Source organism: Mariniradius sediminis, from assembly GCF_021491425.1.
In the GTDB taxonomy this organism is placed as follows: Bacteria; Bacteroidota; Bacteroidia; order Cytophagales; family Cyclobacteriaceae; genus Mariniradius; species Mariniradius saccharolyticus.
Genome location: NZ_JAKEVZ010000001.1, coordinates 322,505 through 336,725 on the forward strand (window position 1 = coordinate 322,505; position 14,221 = coordinate 336,725).

The following is a 14,221-nucleotide window of genomic DNA, read 5'->3' on the forward strand; positions in this document are numbered from 1 at the left end:
CGTTTTTTAACGATGCGATTTTCAGGTTTTTTTTGTTTTGACGCCAAAAGGATTTGAGTGATTTTGATTCCTTGTATGAAGCGTGTTTCGTTCCTCATAGCGGAAACGATAGTCCTTTTCTATGAGGTTCTTGATCAGATTTTAATAAAATCTCCTTCTGATTCCAATAGATTTTTTCAATTAAAATGAATTTGGATTAAATCTAAATAGACGCATATTTGCATCATTATTTTGAATCAGTCTAATTAAATGAAATACGCCATTATCGCATTTGTATTGCTACTTGTGTTCGGATGTCGAGAGAAGAGGACCAGCGAACAAGCACAGGAAACCCGAAAACTGATCACCGCTGGCGGTACAGTTACGGAGATCGTCCATGAATTGGGTTTCGGCGACCAGATCATCGCTACGGATATCACTTCCACCTATCCTGCATCAATGCAAGAGTTACCTTCGATCGGCTACAGAAATCAGATCAAGGCAGAAGGAATCTTGGCTTTGGGACCAAGCTTGATTATGGCGGAAGAAGGCTACATGACCCCTGACGTGGTATCACAATTGCAGGCTGCGGGAATCGAAATCCAGTTTTTTAAGAAACCCACCACAATTGAGGGAACAAGGGCAATTATCATGGAAATCGCTGATTACCTCGGTGTATCCGAAAATGGAGCAGAACTACTCAGTCAATTGGACAAAGACATGGCAGCGTTGTCAAATTACCTGAGCGACAAGTCTGAACAGCCTTCTATGGCTTTCGTGATGGCACGTGGCCAAGAAATGGTTTTCGTGGCGGGCGAGGATACCTTCTCGGCATCATTGATGCAAATGGCAGGCATCCGCTCCGCTGGTGTTGGGTTCAAGGATTTTGTACCCCTGACACCGGAGTCCTTGGCGACCATGAATCCCGACTATCTGCTGTTTTTTGAGTCTGGCCTGCAGTCAATCGGCGGAAAGGAAGGCGTAAAAAATATCCGCGGCATCGAAAGCACGACCGCATTTCAAAAGGATCAGATCTTGGCCTATGACGGCCTTTACCTATCTGGATTCGGTCCCAGGGTGGGAAAAGCAGCGTTGGAATTGGCAAAAGCAGTTAGAATCAAACCATGACAGTAAATACCATAAGCCAAACTAAAACCGAACTCCAGGCCAAGGTTCTCCTTGGCTTGGGTGTTGGTTTGTTGGTGCTTGCGTTTTTGTCTCTGTCAGTTGGTGCGTTTTCGATTCCACTTGGAAACGTATTATCAATCATGTCCAGTCAGCTTGGTGTGAATTTCGCCGACTTCACCGCCCAGCAATCCAATGTTTTACTCCAAATCCGCTTGCCGCGGCTTTTGTTGGCTATTCTTGTCGGCGGTGGATTGGGGATTACCGGAGCTTCATTGCAGGGATTGTTCAGGAATCCGCTTGTAGAACCCGGCTTGATTGGGGTCAGCACAGGAGGGGCGCTTTTTGCAGTGATTTTCATTGTTTTTGGGGCGTCCATACCAGCTTGGCATTATTTGGGTCCTTTTGCCTTGCCGCTTGCTGCGTTTATTGGTGGGCTACTCAATACCTATATCGTATATCGGATCGCCAGTCAATTTGGCAAGACTGACATATCGCTTTTGATTCTTTCGGGTGTCGCATTGAATGCACTTTCGGGTGCCTTGATTGGATTGGTACTGTTCTATGCCGATGATGCAGCCATCCGCAACTTCACCTTTTGGAGCTTGGGAGATCTGGGCGGTGCCAATTGGACCAAGGTTGGAATCGGATTCCTGCTGATCGTCGGTCCGGTTGTTTTTCTTCTTTCCCAATTCAGAAATCTCAATGCGCTAGCCATTGGTGAAAATGAGGCTTTCCACATGGGGGTCGATGTGCAGAAAACAAAAATCATTTTACTCGTCGCTTCGGCCGTCATCGTGGGAACAGCGGTATCTATGTCGGGGACTATCGGATTTGTGGGCTTGGTTGTTCCTCATTTGCTCAGATTGACCTTTGGCGCTGATCACCGCCTGATACTTCCTGGCTCTTTTCTTCTCGGTGCCATTTTGTTGACAGGTGCGGATATCTTGGCAAGGACCATTGTGATGCCTGCCGAAATGCCAATCGGAATCATCACCGCGATTATGGGTGCACCATTCTTTGTTTGGCTTATTCTTCGATTCAAAAAAATCCGCTATTGACCATGCTGCAGGCTCAGGACGTACATTTCTGTATCAAAAACCAGCCGATCATCGATCAAGCATCGGTGAATCTTCGCCCTGGAGAGCTTACTGTATTGGTAGGTCCAAATGGTGCCGGGAAATCGACCCTGTTCAAAATTTTATCAGGTGAAAATCCATGTAAGCATGGCACAGTGCGTTACAATGGTCGAAGCATCCACCAATACAAGACCAAGGAGCTCGCCCGCATTAGGGCCGTGATGCCGCAACATTCGGAATTGACCTTTCCTTTCCGGTCAATCGAAGTCGTGGAAATGGGACTTTTTGCATCCGGTAGCGATCGTGCCGCGGAAATCATTTCGGAAGTGATGCTTGCTACAGAAACCTGGTACCTACGGGACAAGCTCTACGGCAACCTTTCGGGTGGAGAAAAACAGCGGATCCAATTCGCGCGCGTCTTGGCGCAGGTTTGGGAACCCAAACCTTTTCCCAGGTACATCATGCTCGACGAGCCGGTATCCAGCATGGACATTGCTTTTCAGCACAAAGCCATGAATATCCTTCAATCCGTCAAGGAAAGGAATGTGGCTGTCCTGGTGATTTTGCACGACCTCAATATGACAGCCCACTACGCCGACCGCGTCGTCCTGCTGAAGAAAGGATTGATTTTCAAGCAGGGATCGGTTGAAGACACGATTACATCCGAAAACCTGGCTTGGGTATTTGATCATCCCATCCGCGTGATTCCAGGAGCTGATTCTGCTGCACCCTTTGTACAGACAAACCCCAATTTCATCGAAAAACTTTCCTTAACACTATCTTAATCAAATATGGAAACAGCACTCCACCATTCAACCCAAGAGCTCAGCATGGCTTGGGAAGAACTCAAGAAAACCCAACCTCAATTGAGAATCCGTGATGCTGCCAAGCATCTTGGTGTGTCTGAGGCGGAGCTTTTGTCAACCACCATCGGCGAACATACCATTCGACTCACCGGAAACTGGGCGGAGTTATTGGTGGCCTGCAAAGGCTTGGGTAAGGTAATGTCCCTCACGCGAAACGAAGGATGCGTACTGGAACACAAAGGTAACTTTCAGAAAATTGACCTGCAGGGAGAGGCTCCCCATCAAGTGGCAACGGTCATCGGACCGATCGAGCAAAGGGTATTTTTCAGCGCTTGGAAATATGGTTTTGCCGTAGTCAATGAAACGCCAAGGGGCACGATGAGGAGTTTCCAGTTTTTCGACAAATCAGGCGAGGCCATCATGAAGATTTACCTTCAGGAAAAGAGCAATGTAGAGGTATTTGAAAGCCTGGTAAGCCAATACCGTCATCCCGACCAAGCCGAGCCGCTTTCATTTGTTCCCTTTGAAAAGCCCGAATATGCCAAGGAAATCGACATGGATGCCTTTACCAAAGATTGGGAAAATATGAAAGACACCCATGAGTTCTTTGGAATGCTCCGCAAATACAAGGTGCATCGCCTTGATGCCGTGAAGTGGATCGATGACAAATGGGCGCGGCAGGTCGACAGGCTGTCTGCAAGGAAAATCGTGGAAACCGCATCAGCACAGCAGATGCCCATCATGATTTTTGCTGGCAACAAAGGAAACATCCAAATCCATCAAGGTAAGGTGCGCACCATCCGTCAAATGGGCAATTGGCTCAATGTGATGGATCCGGATTTTAACATGCACCTCAATGAAGATGTGATTGCTTCGGCATTTGTGGTACACAAGAACACCGAAGACGGCCTCGTTTCTTCTTTGGAGCTGTTTGACCAGGACGGGGAAATGATCGCCCAGTTTTTTGGGTTGAGAAAACCCGGCATTCCCCAATTGGCTGCCTGGAAAGAATTGATAGACACCCTATCCTAAGTTTTGGTGGGGACCTCCCCCACCAAAAAATTTTCAAATCATGAGTAGAATTAATCTAAATAAAATCAAGCTCCTCCTCTCTTTGCTTTTCTGTACGAGTGCATTTGCATCCGTTCGTGATACAGACAAGAGAATCGTTGATGTGTCCGGGAATCCCATTGCCCATGCCGTAGTCAAATTGGAGGGACAGAAAGCCATCTTTGTCGATGAACTAGGCAATGTGACCGTACAAAACCCATCGGAGAGGATATTCATTTTTGCTTTGGGTTTTGAAAGCCGAGAATTGACCTGGGATGAATGGCTGGCCGAAAAGGAGATCATTCTACAAGAAAAATCGGGAAAACTTCAGGAGGTAGTCATCTCAGCTACACGTACAGAGCGGAGCGTTGAGCAGCTACCGATGCCCGTGACCGTGCTGAATACTGAAAAGATTACTCAAACAGGCGGAATTCGCTTGTCTGAGGTCCTAAGGGAGCAGACTGGCATACAAATTACATCAGACCATGGGTCCGGAATTCAGATGCAGGGATTGGATTCTGATTACATCCTGATTCTGTTGGACGGAGAACCTATGATTGGTCGAACGGCGGGCACTTTTGACCTCGATAGGCTATCTGTTTCCAATATCGAGCGGATTGAAATCCTACGCGGACCATCCAGCGCCATTTATGGCAGCGAGGCAATGGGTGGAATTATCAATATCATCACTAAGTCCAGTAAGAATCGATCGAATTTGGATTTGGGGATGCGGCATCGTTCGTTCAATTCTTGGAATCCATTTCTGGAATTTGGCATCGGCAAAAAAAACTGGAGCAGCCAAGTTTTCCTCGACCATTTCAAAACAGACGGCTTTGACTTGACACCCGAAACGGTCGGGCAAACCCAAAACCCATACATGGCCTCAACCGGACAGCTAAAAGTGACGGGAACACTTTCAGATAAATTCAATGTCAGCATTTTTGGTAGGGGATACAAAGAAACTTCCCATGGGATTTTGGAAGCCAATGGAAATTCCGGCACCCAAATTCTCGATCTCGCAAACAGTAGGACGGATTTCAACCTCAACCCCACCCTTCGATTCAAGCCAAACACGGATTGGACTATTACGCTGCGGGGAATGACCTCCTGGTTTTCCACAAATGCAGAATCGAAGTTTAGAACTTCCAATGAAATCTTCGATTTGCAGGAATTCGACCAGTTTTTCCATCGCACCGAGCTCCAAACCGACTTCATGGCAAATCCAAGGAACCTTGTTTCCCTTGGATTGGGGCAGCAAATCGAAACCGTCGAAGCAACGAGGTACGACGGCTCAAATCGCTTTGATGCAGGGTATGTTTTTGTCCAGCATATTTGGGATCCTCGCGAAAGAATCAACATTGTTACGGGCTTGAGGGCGGATTTTCATAATCAGTTTGGAAGCAGGCTCAGCCCAAAAATCTCCGGACAATACCAAATTTGGGACAATTTCAGTTGGCAGGCATCGATAGGGGCTGGATTCAAGACACCGGATTTCAGACAGCTTTTGTTGAATTTCAACAATGCCGCAGCGGGATACTATGTGTTTGGGGCAAACCTGGCCGCAGAGGGCATTTCAAGACTTCAAGAACAGGGTCTGATTGCTCAAATACTCATCAATCCGGTAACGATTGGCGATCTGAATGCAGAAACCTCAAGAGCGATCAATACCGGATTTCGCTGGAAACCAACGCCGAAAAGCCAAGTACACCTAAATGCCTACCACAATGCAATAGACAACCTGATCGAAACGGCACCAATTGCGCGGCTGGTCACTGGACAAAACGCGTTCTCCTATTTCAATATCCGCAGCGTAGTTACCCAGGGTGTCGAAGTTGACGCCCAAATCGATCTTCTTGATAACCTTAGCCTAAGCGCCGGCTATGCTTTTTTGGACGCGAGAGACTTGGAAGTCATCGAACGGATCGATAATGGAGAGATTTTCAAACGAAACGTACAAAACCAGACGCGCAGGGTTACACGCGCGGACTATGGAGGGCTGTTCAATAGAAGCCGCCATAGCGGGAATCTCAAAATCAATTACCAAGAACGGACGTCCGGTGTGGACCTTGCGTTTCGTGCAATTTTCAGAGGCAAGTTTGGCTTTGCCGATCTCAATGGAAACCTGATTCTTGACGATGAGCGGGAATACGCCCCGGCATGGGTGAGCTTCAACCTTACAGCTTCAAGAACATTTGGCAACGGTGTGTTTCTAGAGGCAGGTGGAACGAATCTACTGGACACCGCGACACCCGCCCAGCCCAATAATCCCGGCCGCGTACTCTTCATAGGCATTAAAATTCCAATTCTAAATCTTATAAACTGATAACTAATTATGAAAACAATCCAAAAATTTGCATTTATCTTGGGAGCTGCCACAGTTCTATTTTCCTGTGATAACGCCGACAACAATACCCCCGATTTGCCACTCGAGGCGATCTTGGTAGAGGATTTGGCAGCGCCAAACGACCTGATTGACCGAAACACGAACCAAGTGTTGGAAGTGCGGCCTTTTCAATATTTCAGTTTGGAAAAAAACGAGCTTGTAGCCGAAAATGAAGATTGGGACTTGGCATTTAAAGGCACTACGATTCGAGTCAATAACACCAAAAATGTCAACGCTTCGATAGTGACTGGAATTTTTGAAGAGATCAAGGAAGTTCCTGCCTCAGCGACATTTGCGACGGATACTGAAACCAGCTTTGCCATTCCTACCGGCAGTGGAACAGGGTGGTACAATTACAACTCGGCCACATTTACTGTAACTCCAATTCCCGGACGGGTCATTTTGGTCAAGACCACCAAAGGAAATTATGTAAAGATGGAAATCCTGAGCTACTACAAAGGGAATCCTCCCGTTGAACAAATCGATCCAAGAACTACCCCGAGCGCGCATTATACATTCCGGTACATTTTGCAGCCGAATGGCAGTACGAAGTTTTGAGGGTATCTGAATGCAAAAGGGGGCAATAAAATGCTCCCTTTTGATTTTGCGCCTAAAAAAAAATCAATTCGGGATATGTCAGTCCAATACCCTTTTCCCAAAAAGGAAAGCCTTTTTCCAATAGGCTTGGGACAAGTTGTCCTCCGTCACGCCCAAGGAGGTGGACGCGTGGATGAAGATGATGTTTCCTTTAGAGGTGTCTGTCACGATGCCGGAGTGTGATACCTGATTTTTCTTTTTCCCGGTAGCAAAAAACAACAAATCTCCTGGCGCCAACTGCTGTTCACCCACTTTTTTACCAACCTTACTTTGGGCCTCGGAGCTTCTTGGCAGGTTGATATTTACGGATTGAAAGGACTGAAATACCAAGGCCGAGCAATCCATTCCCGCCCGTGTCGTACCTCCGTACCGGTAAGGCGTGCCACGGAAACTCCGCGCCGTTTCAATGACCTTGTTGACACGTTGTTGTTGGAGTTTTTTGCTCGAAGAGCAGGAACTGAATGAAATCAAAGAAACCGCGATGATGAAAAAAATTAAGGGGCGTATTTTGGTAAATTCCTGAAAGCTCAAATTCATTACTCGGAAATATTTTCTACTTTCAATTATACATTGTCAGGTCATGCATTCAAAACATATGAAAAAGAAATATTGGTCATTCAAGGCAGAAGCGGTTGCGTTAGGACTCGGTTTGGGCATTTTTGCTTTCGCTTGCCAGCAGGAAAAAATCGAGGAAGAAGTTCCGATTTCGACGGTATTGAAGGATAAAGAGCGCGTATTTCAGGGGATCGACATCAAGGGTGATTCGCTTTTTACCGTCTTGGATTCTGCCGCACTCAATGATCAAATCAAAAAACTCCGGGAGGCGGAATCGCTTTATGCCAAGGAACCGACGCTCGAAAACCTCATTTGGGTTGGGAGAAGGCAGGCATACCTCGGACGTCATGACTTGGCAATTCAGACTTTCGGATTGGCTGCGCAAAAATTCCCCGATGCACCCGAACCACTTCGACACCGTGGGCATCGCTTCATCACCACCCGGCAGTTTGACAAGGCCGTTTCAGACTTGGAAAAAGCAGCCCAACTGATGGAGGGGCGCCCCTTGGAAGTCGAACAGGACGGAATGCCCAATGCACAAAACATTCCGCTTTCCAATCTCCAATTCAATGTTTGGTACCATTTGGGATTGGCAGAATACATGCAAGGAAATTACGAAAAAGCCTTGGAGGCGTACAAAAAGTGTCTGGAGGTTTCAGACAACGACGATTCGATTGTCGCAACCTTGGATTGGTACTACATGACCTTGGTGAAGTTGGGGCGCTCCGAGGAAGCTTCCAGCCTGATTCGGGCGACGGACACGGAGAGTATGACTATCATTGAAAACGATGCCTATTTCAAGAGAATGCTGATGTACAAGGGCCTCATTCAGCCCGACTCTTTGCTGAATATTCAGGGAGACATGGCGGACAGCCGCCTACAATACGTGACGCAGGGGTATGGTGTCGGCAATTTTCTTTTGGCACAAGGAGATACGGTAAAGGCCAAATCTATCTTTGACAACGTGATACAAACTGGATATTGGTCGGCTTTTGGGTATATTGCTGCAGAGAAGGAACTGACGCTGTTGAGAGAATGAGTCGAGAGGAATTCACAAATCTTCCCCTGCATAAAAAAATCCAGCTCTTGTATATGGAGGGGACTTTCGTGGTGGCTATTCGGTACTATGGCCACAAGGTGAACCTGTACCTGCTACATGACGAGTACATTGAGGTTTTTTACAATCACAAGTTGGACAAGATTGATCGGATTGATTTTTTGAACACCGCCCATTCGAGGATGAAATTTTACCTCGATCAGATACAGATTTCCATTTAAGCGGAAGCGGCTGCCAGTAGCTTTCTGTGCAGTTCCAAAACCTGTGGAATCAGCAGCTTATTGTCAGCGTTCTTGATCACAAAATCAGACTTAGGGTTCTTTTCTTCGTCGCTCAGCTGTTTGTCGATGATCTCGTGGATTTGTTTTTCGGTCCGGTGCCGGTCCCGCATCATGACCCGGGTGATGCGTGTTTTGAGCGGGGCGGATACGTTGATGATTTTGTCCAAATCCTGATAGGAACCGCTTTCAAATAAAAGTGCAGCTTCTTTGAGAACATATGGGGCGGTTTGGCTGCCAACCCATTTTTCAAAGTCTTTCTTCACTGCCGGATGGACAAGACCGTTGATAATGGCAACTTTCTGCTCATCCGGGAACACGACCGAAGCCAGATACGCCCGATTCAGGCTGCCATCTGCAGTATAGCTTTCCTCCCCAAAGTTTGAAATGATGGCTTGCTTCAGGTCCGTATCGTGTGACATCAGCCATTTTGCCCGGTCATCGGCATAGTAAATGGGAACCCCCAAAATCGAAAAAATCCTACATGCGGTCGATTTTCCGGATCCAATTCCTCCCGTAATTCCCACCAAAAGCGGCTTACTTATTTTCATACCGCAGTTTTAGGATTTGTGGGTTAAATTGGATATTTTCCAAAAATCCCGGCTTCGGGTTGACATCGACCATCAGCGTGCTGTCTTCGCGATCCCGTCGGTTGTAATTTACCACAGCTTCGAATTCATAGTTTTTCAGCTCATCGGCCTTTCTTTCATCAATCAAATAGGTCATGATGATGGTCGATGGTTCATCCACAATCGAAGCATTTCGTGGGAAATTTTGTTTGGTGAGTTTTAGCCGCTTGTTGCCCTCCAGCATCTGGTACACGTCGAAGCGGATATGGACGCTTTCCTCTTCAATGCTCAAAAAATCCTCGAACTCCTTCGGCAATTCCAAGGGAAGGATCTTGTTGAATGATTTGTTGATCTTGTTTTCCCCCAAGTCGATTTTGTACACACCTTCGAGTTGCTCCAACTTGGATGTGGGCCCCTTGATTGTAATCGAGGCGGGTTCGACGGTAATATTCCCGGCCAGTCGATAGTTCTTGGCGAGCGTTTGTGCGTTGGTATCTATTTCTACTTTGATTTTTCTGGCCACGATCCGGTCAATGTCAAACTTCACGGTATCCGTGACGATCGAGACCAAGTTGCTGGGGGTAATGGACTCGGCCAAGGCCCGCCTGATTTCGGAGGTCAGCAAAAACTGTCTCGAAGACGGGTTTTCCATTTCGATTTGGAAGGGTGTTTCGTTGATTTTGAAATACTTCCGCAGCAAATCCCAGCCGTTGCCGTTGATTTCTACTTTGATGCGCTCCGGCAGGGTGGTCACAGGCATGAACTCTTCCTCGTTGTAGGAGAATTCAATGGGGAAGTCGACTACCGTAGTGTAATTATCTTTATTGAGGGCATTTAAAACCCAAAAAGTGGCGGCTGCGAGGAAACACAGCAACGCCACTTTAAGGTTTGCAATCTTTTGTGGATTGAGATTGCCAAAAATTTTAGGAAACTTGGCCAAATTCTGAGTTATTTAGTCCCAGTTGCTCTTTTGGTGAAGTCAGCGGAAATCGCCGATTTTTCGACCACTATTTTTAATCCTTTATCCAATTCCAAGGTGAGTGTTTCTCCCTCCACAGCATAGACTTTTCCGTGGATTCCGCCAATAGTGACTACAGAGTCACCTTTTTTGATGGCTTCCAAGAATAATTTGGTCTCTTTTTGCTTTTTCTGCTGCGGCCTGATCATGAAGAAGTACATGATCAAGATGATGGATCCAAAGAGAAACACCTGACCCATGATGCCGGACATTCCTCCGGCTTGTAGCAAAATCCAGTTATTCATAGATTATTTCTTTACTGGACCGAGTTGGTTTGGTGCCGCGCTGGCTGTTTTTGCGTTTACATTGCCTTTCATCCTCAATCTGGTGACGTTAGGGCTGGTGTTGGCTTGGATAGTAACCGTAGGTGCTTGAGCTCCAGCCTTAGCAGCGGAGTTGAAGACCACTTTTACAAAACCTTCTTCACCTGGCTTGACGGGAGTCTTGGTCCAGTCAGGGCTGGTACAGCCGCAAGAAGCCGTGATGTTGGAAATCACCAATGGAGCTTGGCCATCATTGGTGAATTTGAAGAGGTGCTCGACCACTTTTCCCTCTTCGATGGTACCGAAGTCGTATTCCATTTCGGAGAATTTGAAGGCGCCGAGGGTAGAAGGGTCAGCTTCTTCCACGGTTGCTACATTGGTAGGAACAGGATTGGCTGCTTCCAATCTGGCAAGTTTTTGTTCGAGTTCGGCAATTTTTGCTGCTTGGTCGTCTTTTTTCGTTTCGCAGCTTGCAGCCATCAGGACTAGGCCGAGGGCTACGGCGGATAGGTGAAGGTATTTCATTTTTCTTAAAGGGTTAATTTGCTTCTCTATTGATTTGTTCTATCAGTTTGTTGACATCACTCAGCAGGTTTTCTGCTTTGTTTTTGGCTTCGGAGATCACTTTGTTCCCCTCAGACTTTGCCTCATTGAAGGGCATGTTTTTGCCATCCATGAGATCATTGATCATTTTTTCCAGCTCTTCCTTGTATTTGGAGAGTTGGTAGGAAAGCTTGTCCCGGGTGTTTTTTCCTGTATCAGGCGCATAGAGGACGCCCAAGACGGCTCCCGCCGTGGCTCCTACCAAAAATGCGATCCATGCGTTTGAATTTTTGCTCATGACTAAGTTCGTTTTATTTGTTGTCCAATAAACCCCTACCGCTCTTACGGATTTCACCCGATTCGGTTAATTCTTTGGCCAAAACGTCCAACAGCCCGTTGACAAACTGCTTGCTTTTGGGTGTGCTGTAGGTTTTTGAGATGTCAATATACTCGTTGATGCTCACTTTGACTGGTATGCTCGGGAAATTTTTCATCTCCGTGATGGCCATCGAAATGATGATTTTGTCAGTTTGGGCGACCCGTTCAATGTCCCAATTTTGGGTTTTCTTGGCAATCAACGCTTTGTTTGCCTCATCGTTTTGGACCGACAAGTTAAAGATATTTCGGAAAAATTCCTTGTCTTCCTCCCAGTTGATGGCAATCTCTGGCAGTACTTCGCCCTCAGTATCATAATGTTCCAATACGTTTTTGAGCACTTTTGCCGCCAAACTCCGCACAATGGATTTGTTTTCTGTCCAGTTGAAATCCTTCTCCGAAAAGAAGTTCAAGATCGCATCCACTTTGAAAATCACCTTTTTTAGGATGGCATCGGCTATTTCAAAGTCTTCTTCCAAAGTCGGTGCGGACAACTTGATATAGTTTTGATATTCTTCCAATGGCTTCACATAACTGTGGTACCATTCCCCGATCTCCAGTTCCAGGTCATTGAGATTAACATGGTTTCTGGCTATTGCACTATTGTATTCGTGTGAATCGGAAATCTTTTGGAGGATTTTATTGGCGGAAAGATTCAGTTCCGGAGTGGTTGTGATTTGCCTTTCTGCGCTCAGTTTCCTTTTCCGCTCGTTTTCATCCCGGACGTATCTTCCAAATGCGATCAGCATTTCGATCGCACTCAGGTAAAGCTGGGGAATGCGCTCGGCAGAGGAAATCATGTTTTTTGCCAAAAACTCAAAATCCTTCTTGTTGGCCTGGTGGAAAAAGTCGATCGCCTTTTTGGTCTCCTCGACGATCTTCTTGGTGTGATGTTCCTGCGTGGCAAGCGTGTCGCTGTACAGGTTTTTCAGAAAAAGATCCATGGCCAAGCCTGACTGCCGCCTAAGTGCACGCTTGTCCTGCACCTCCATGCTGTTCAGGTCGGGTTGAAAAGCCTCCTGGATTTGATCCTTTGCCAGGTTTAGGTTGGAAGCTTTGCACTGTTCGTAGGCATAAAGGTTTTGAAAAGCTTTGACCCGGAGAATTCTTCTGTTTAGCATACTGATTTAAAAGAACGCAAATATAATTCAATTTGAACTAGGAATTCCAAAAGGATTTCCCTTCGACTCCTAGGATACAAAAAACCACCTGAAACAGTTCCAAGCGGGTGCCCAGGTGGTTTTTGATTTATTTTAAACGGTATGGAAAGAAAAATCACTCTCCCCTTTATTTCGAAAGCCCAAGTCCCAAATTTCAGCCTTCGTACTTCTAACTTCTACATTCCAGTTCTGTACCTCTAACTTCGTACTTCTTACTTCGTACTTAATAAGGCATTTTCACCTTGCCCATTGCCTCTATCCTGCTCCAAGCCATTTCGATGGCCGCTTGTTGGGCGGGGATTCGGTCTTTTTCGGATTTATCCAAGATCGCGGTGCAGATGTCGTAGATTTTTTCCGCATGACGATAAGTGAGCTCACGGTTGTACCCGCCGATGTATTCGTTGTACACGTTGATAAGTCCGCCTGCGTTGATTAGGAAATCCGGAGCATATGTGATTCCTTTTTGCATCAGGATTTTGCCGTGCTTTTGTTCGTCCTGCAACTGGTTGTTGGCGGCGCCCGCGATGATCTTGCACTTCAGCCTATCGATGGTTTGGTCATTGACGGTCGCACCCAAGGCACAGGGCGCATAGATGTCCATTTCCAAGTCGTACACGACATTGGCATCGACCACAGTGGCACCAGTCTCCTTGGCTACTTTCTGCAACTTGTCTTCGAAAATGTCGGTAATGTATACCGTCGCATTTTCTTTTACCAAATATTCCACGAGGTATTTACCCACTTGGCCAATGCCTTGAACAGCGATTTTTTTGCCTTCCAAGCTATCGGATCCATATACTTTTTTGGCTGCAGCCTTCATACCCAGGTAGGTTCCGTAGGCTGTCACGGGTGAAGGATCGCCTCCGCCACCTTTGACTTCGGGAAGTCCCGTCACATATTTGGTCTCCATCGCGATATACTCCATATCGCTGGTTTTCATGTTGACGTCTTCTGCGGTAATATAGCGTCCACCAAGGGAATTGATGAAGCGGCCAAACCTTCGGAGAAATGCCTCGTTTTTCAACTTTGGATCTCCGATGATCACGGCTTTTCCACCGCCGAGATTGAGGCCAGAAATGGCAGCTTTAAAAGTCATCCCCCGCGAAAGCCGGAGTACGTCCGTGATGGCTTCTGCTTCAGAAGCGTAGTTCCACATCCGGGTTCCGCCCAAGGCCGGTCCCAGCACCGTGTTATGAATACCAATAAGCGCCTTGAGACCGGTTGGTTCGTCGTAACAGATCACCAATTGCTCGTGGCCAAGGGAAGTTATCTGTCCATAGATGGAACCTTCCCTCACTTTTTCCTCGGTTTTAATCTCTACCATGTGAACTCAGATGGGTTTAATGTGTTATATTTGGGATTACGGTTTAGAATGTTTGTTTCG

The 14,221-nt window shown here is 46.7% G+C and carries 16 protein-coding genes; 8 read left to right on the top strand and 8 right to left on the bottom strand.

Translation table 11 applies throughout. The features are described 5' to 3' along the window. The first annotated feature begins 249 nt into the window (after positions 1–249). From L0U89_RS01440 to L0U89_RS01465, 6 genes are read left to right on the top strand one after another with little or no spacing between them, the layout of a single operon-like run. Complete coding sequence (locus L0U89_RS01440; RefSeq protein ID WP_234859884.1) at positions 250–1,107, top strand: heme/hemin ABC transporter substrate-binding protein; 858 nt, start codon at positions 250–252, stop codon at positions 1,105–1,107. Then, a complete protein-coding gene (locus L0U89_RS01445; protein ID WP_234859885.1) occupies positions 1,104–2,165 on the top strand; it encodes a FecCD family ABC transporter permease in 1,062 nt (353 codons plus the stop codon). Before L0U89_RS01440 ends, L0U89_RS01445 begins: the two co-directional genes overlap by 4 nt. 2 nt (positions 2,166–2,167) lie before the next feature. Beyond that, positions 2,168–2,968, top strand: a complete 801-nt coding sequence (locus L0U89_RS01450) for a heme ABC transporter ATP-binding protein (protein ID WP_234859886.1) — start codon at positions 2,168–2,170, stop codon at positions 2,966–2,968. 6 nt (positions 2,969–2,974) lie between these two features. Further along, positions 2,975–4,021: a hemin-degrading factor gene (locus L0U89_RS01455; RefSeq protein WP_234859887.1), complete on the top strand. Its 1,047-nt coding sequence runs from the start codon at positions 2,975–2,977 to the stop codon at positions 4,019–4,021. A 40-nt stretch (positions 4,022–4,061) separates the two neighbouring features. Then, a complete protein-coding gene (locus tag L0U89_RS01460) occupies positions 4,062–6,362 on the top strand; it encodes a TonB-dependent receptor plug domain-containing protein (protein WP_234859888.1) in 2,301 nt (766 codons plus the stop codon). Positions 6,363–6,371: 9 nt separating this feature from the next. Continuing rightward, positions 6,372–6,980, top strand: coding sequence for an HmuY family protein (locus L0U89_RS01465; RefSeq protein ID WP_234859889.1), 609 nt, complete (start codon positions 6,372–6,374; stop codon positions 6,978–6,980). Between the two features lie 78 nt (positions 6,981–7,058). Here L0U89_RS01465 and L0U89_RS01470 read toward each other — a convergent pair whose 3' ends face one another. Then, positions 7,059–7,556, bottom strand: coding sequence for a C40 family peptidase (locus tag L0U89_RS01470; protein WP_008632097.1), 498 nt, complete (start codon positions 7,554–7,556; stop codon positions 7,059–7,061). 58 nt (positions 7,557–7,614) lie between these two features. On the opposite strand from L0U89_RS01470, the gene L0U89_RS01475 reads away from it, so the two are divergent. Further along, complete coding sequence (locus tag L0U89_RS01475) at positions 7,615–8,613, top strand: tetratricopeptide repeat protein (RefSeq protein WP_234859890.1); 999 nt, start codon at positions 7,615–7,617, stop codon at positions 8,611–8,613. Further along, positions 8,610–8,852 (top strand): hypothetical protein, encoded by a 243-nt coding sequence (locus L0U89_RS01480; RefSeq protein ID WP_040481755.1) that lies wholly within the window; start codon positions 8,610–8,612, stop codon positions 8,850–8,852. The genes L0U89_RS01475 and L0U89_RS01480 overlap by 4 nt, the downstream gene beginning before the upstream one ends. On the opposite strand, the gene coaE is transcribed toward L0U89_RS01480, so the two are convergent. The 7 genes from coaE to L0U89_RS01515 form a co-directional block, all read right to left on the bottom strand. Then, positions 8,849–9,460, bottom strand: coding sequence for a dephospho-CoA kinase (coaE, locus tag L0U89_RS01485; RefSeq protein WP_234859891.1), 612 nt, complete (start codon positions 9,458–9,460; stop codon positions 8,849–8,851). The genes L0U89_RS01480 and coaE overlap by 4 nt on opposite strands. Then, entirely contained in the window at positions 9,447–10,358 is a 912-nt protein-coding gene (locus L0U89_RS01490; protein ID WP_234860115.1) for a YbbR-like domain-containing protein, read from the bottom strand. The genes coaE and L0U89_RS01490 overlap by 14 nt, the downstream gene beginning before the upstream one ends. Positions 10,359–10,426: 68 nt before the next feature. Then, positions 10,427–10,741 carry a preprotein translocase subunit YajC gene (yajC, locus tag L0U89_RS01495; RefSeq protein ID WP_008632086.1) on the bottom strand — a complete coding sequence of 105 codons (315 nt, stop codon included), beginning with the start codon at positions 10,739–10,741 and terminating at the stop codon, positions 10,427–10,429. Between the two features lie 3 nt (positions 10,742–10,744). Further along, positions 10,745–11,284 (bottom strand): DUF1573 domain-containing protein, encoded by a 540-nt coding sequence (locus tag L0U89_RS01500; RefSeq protein WP_234859892.1) that lies wholly within the window; start codon positions 11,282–11,284, stop codon positions 10,745–10,747. A gap of 13 nt (positions 11,285–11,297) precedes the next feature. Next, positions 11,298–11,600, bottom strand: a complete 303-nt coding sequence (locus L0U89_RS01505; RefSeq protein ID WP_008632064.1) for a YtxH domain-containing protein — start codon at positions 11,598–11,600, stop codon at positions 11,298–11,300. A gap of 13 nt (positions 11,601–11,613) precedes the next feature. Then, on the bottom strand, positions 11,614–12,798 hold the full coding sequence (gene nusB, locus L0U89_RS01510; RefSeq protein WP_008632062.1) for a transcription antitermination factor NusB: 1,185 nt from the start codon (positions 12,796–12,798) through the stop codon (positions 11,614–11,616). A gap of 262 nt (positions 12,799–13,060) precedes the next feature. Continuing rightward, positions 13,061–14,161 carry a Glu/Leu/Phe/Val family dehydrogenase gene (locus tag L0U89_RS01515; protein ID WP_234859893.1) on the bottom strand — a complete coding sequence of 367 codons (1,101 nt, stop codon included), beginning with the start codon at positions 14,159–14,161 and terminating at the stop codon, positions 13,061–13,063. Between the last annotated feature and the right edge of the window lie 60 nt (positions 14,162–14,221).

Coding starts and splice junctions, on each gene's coding strand:
- nusB (WP_008632062.1), bottom strand. CDS start 12,798: ATGCTAAACAGAAGAATTCTCCGGGTCAAAGCTTTTCAAAACCTTTAT.
- coaE (WP_234859891.1), bottom strand. CDS start 9,460: ATGAAAATAAGTAAGCCGCTTTTGGTGGGAATTACGGGAGGAATTGGA.
- L0U89_RS01515 (WP_234859893.1), bottom strand. CDS start 14,161: ATGGTAGAGATTAAAACCGAGGAAAAAGTGAGGGAAGGTTCCATCTAT.
- L0U89_RS01455 (WP_234859887.1), top strand. CDS start 2,975: ATGGAAACAGCACTCCACCATTCAACCCAAGAGCTCAGCATGGCTTGG.
- L0U89_RS01470 (WP_008632097.1), bottom strand. CDS start 7,556: ATGAATTTGAGCTTTCAGGAATTTACCAAAATACGCCCCTTAATTTTT.
- L0U89_RS01445 (WP_234859885.1), top strand. CDS start 1,104: ATGACAGTAAATACCATAAGCCAAACTAAAACCGAACTCCAGGCCAAG.
- L0U89_RS01440 (WP_234859884.1), top strand. CDS start 250: ATGAAATACGCCATTATCGCATTTGTATTGCTACTTGTGTTCGGATGT.
- L0U89_RS01475 (WP_234859890.1), top strand. CDS start 7,615: ATGAAAAAGAAATATTGGTCATTCAAGGCAGAAGCGGTTGCGTTAGGA.
- L0U89_RS01500 (WP_234859892.1), bottom strand. CDS start 11,284: ATGAAATACCTTCACCTATCCGCCGTAGCCCTCGGCCTAGTCCTGATG.
- L0U89_RS01465 (WP_234859889.1), top strand. CDS start 6,372: ATGAAAACAATCCAAAAATTTGCATTTATCTTGGGAGCTGCCACAGTT.
- L0U89_RS01460 (WP_234859888.1), top strand. CDS start 4,062: ATGAGTAGAATTAATCTAAATAAAATCAAGCTCCTCCTCTCTTTGCTT.
- yajC (WP_008632086.1), bottom strand. CDS start 10,741: ATGAATAACTGGATTTTGCTACAAGCCGGAGGAATGTCCGGCATCATG.
- L0U89_RS01505 (WP_008632064.1), bottom strand. CDS start 11,600: ATGAGCAAAAATTCAAACGCATGGATCGCATTTTTGGTAGGAGCCACG.
- L0U89_RS01450 (WP_234859886.1), top strand. CDS start 2,168: ATGCTGCAGGCTCAGGACGTACATTTCTGTATCAAAAACCAGCCGATC.
- L0U89_RS01480 (WP_040481755.1), top strand. CDS start 8,610: ATGAGTCGAGAGGAATTCACAAATCTTCCCCTGCATAAAAAAATCCAG.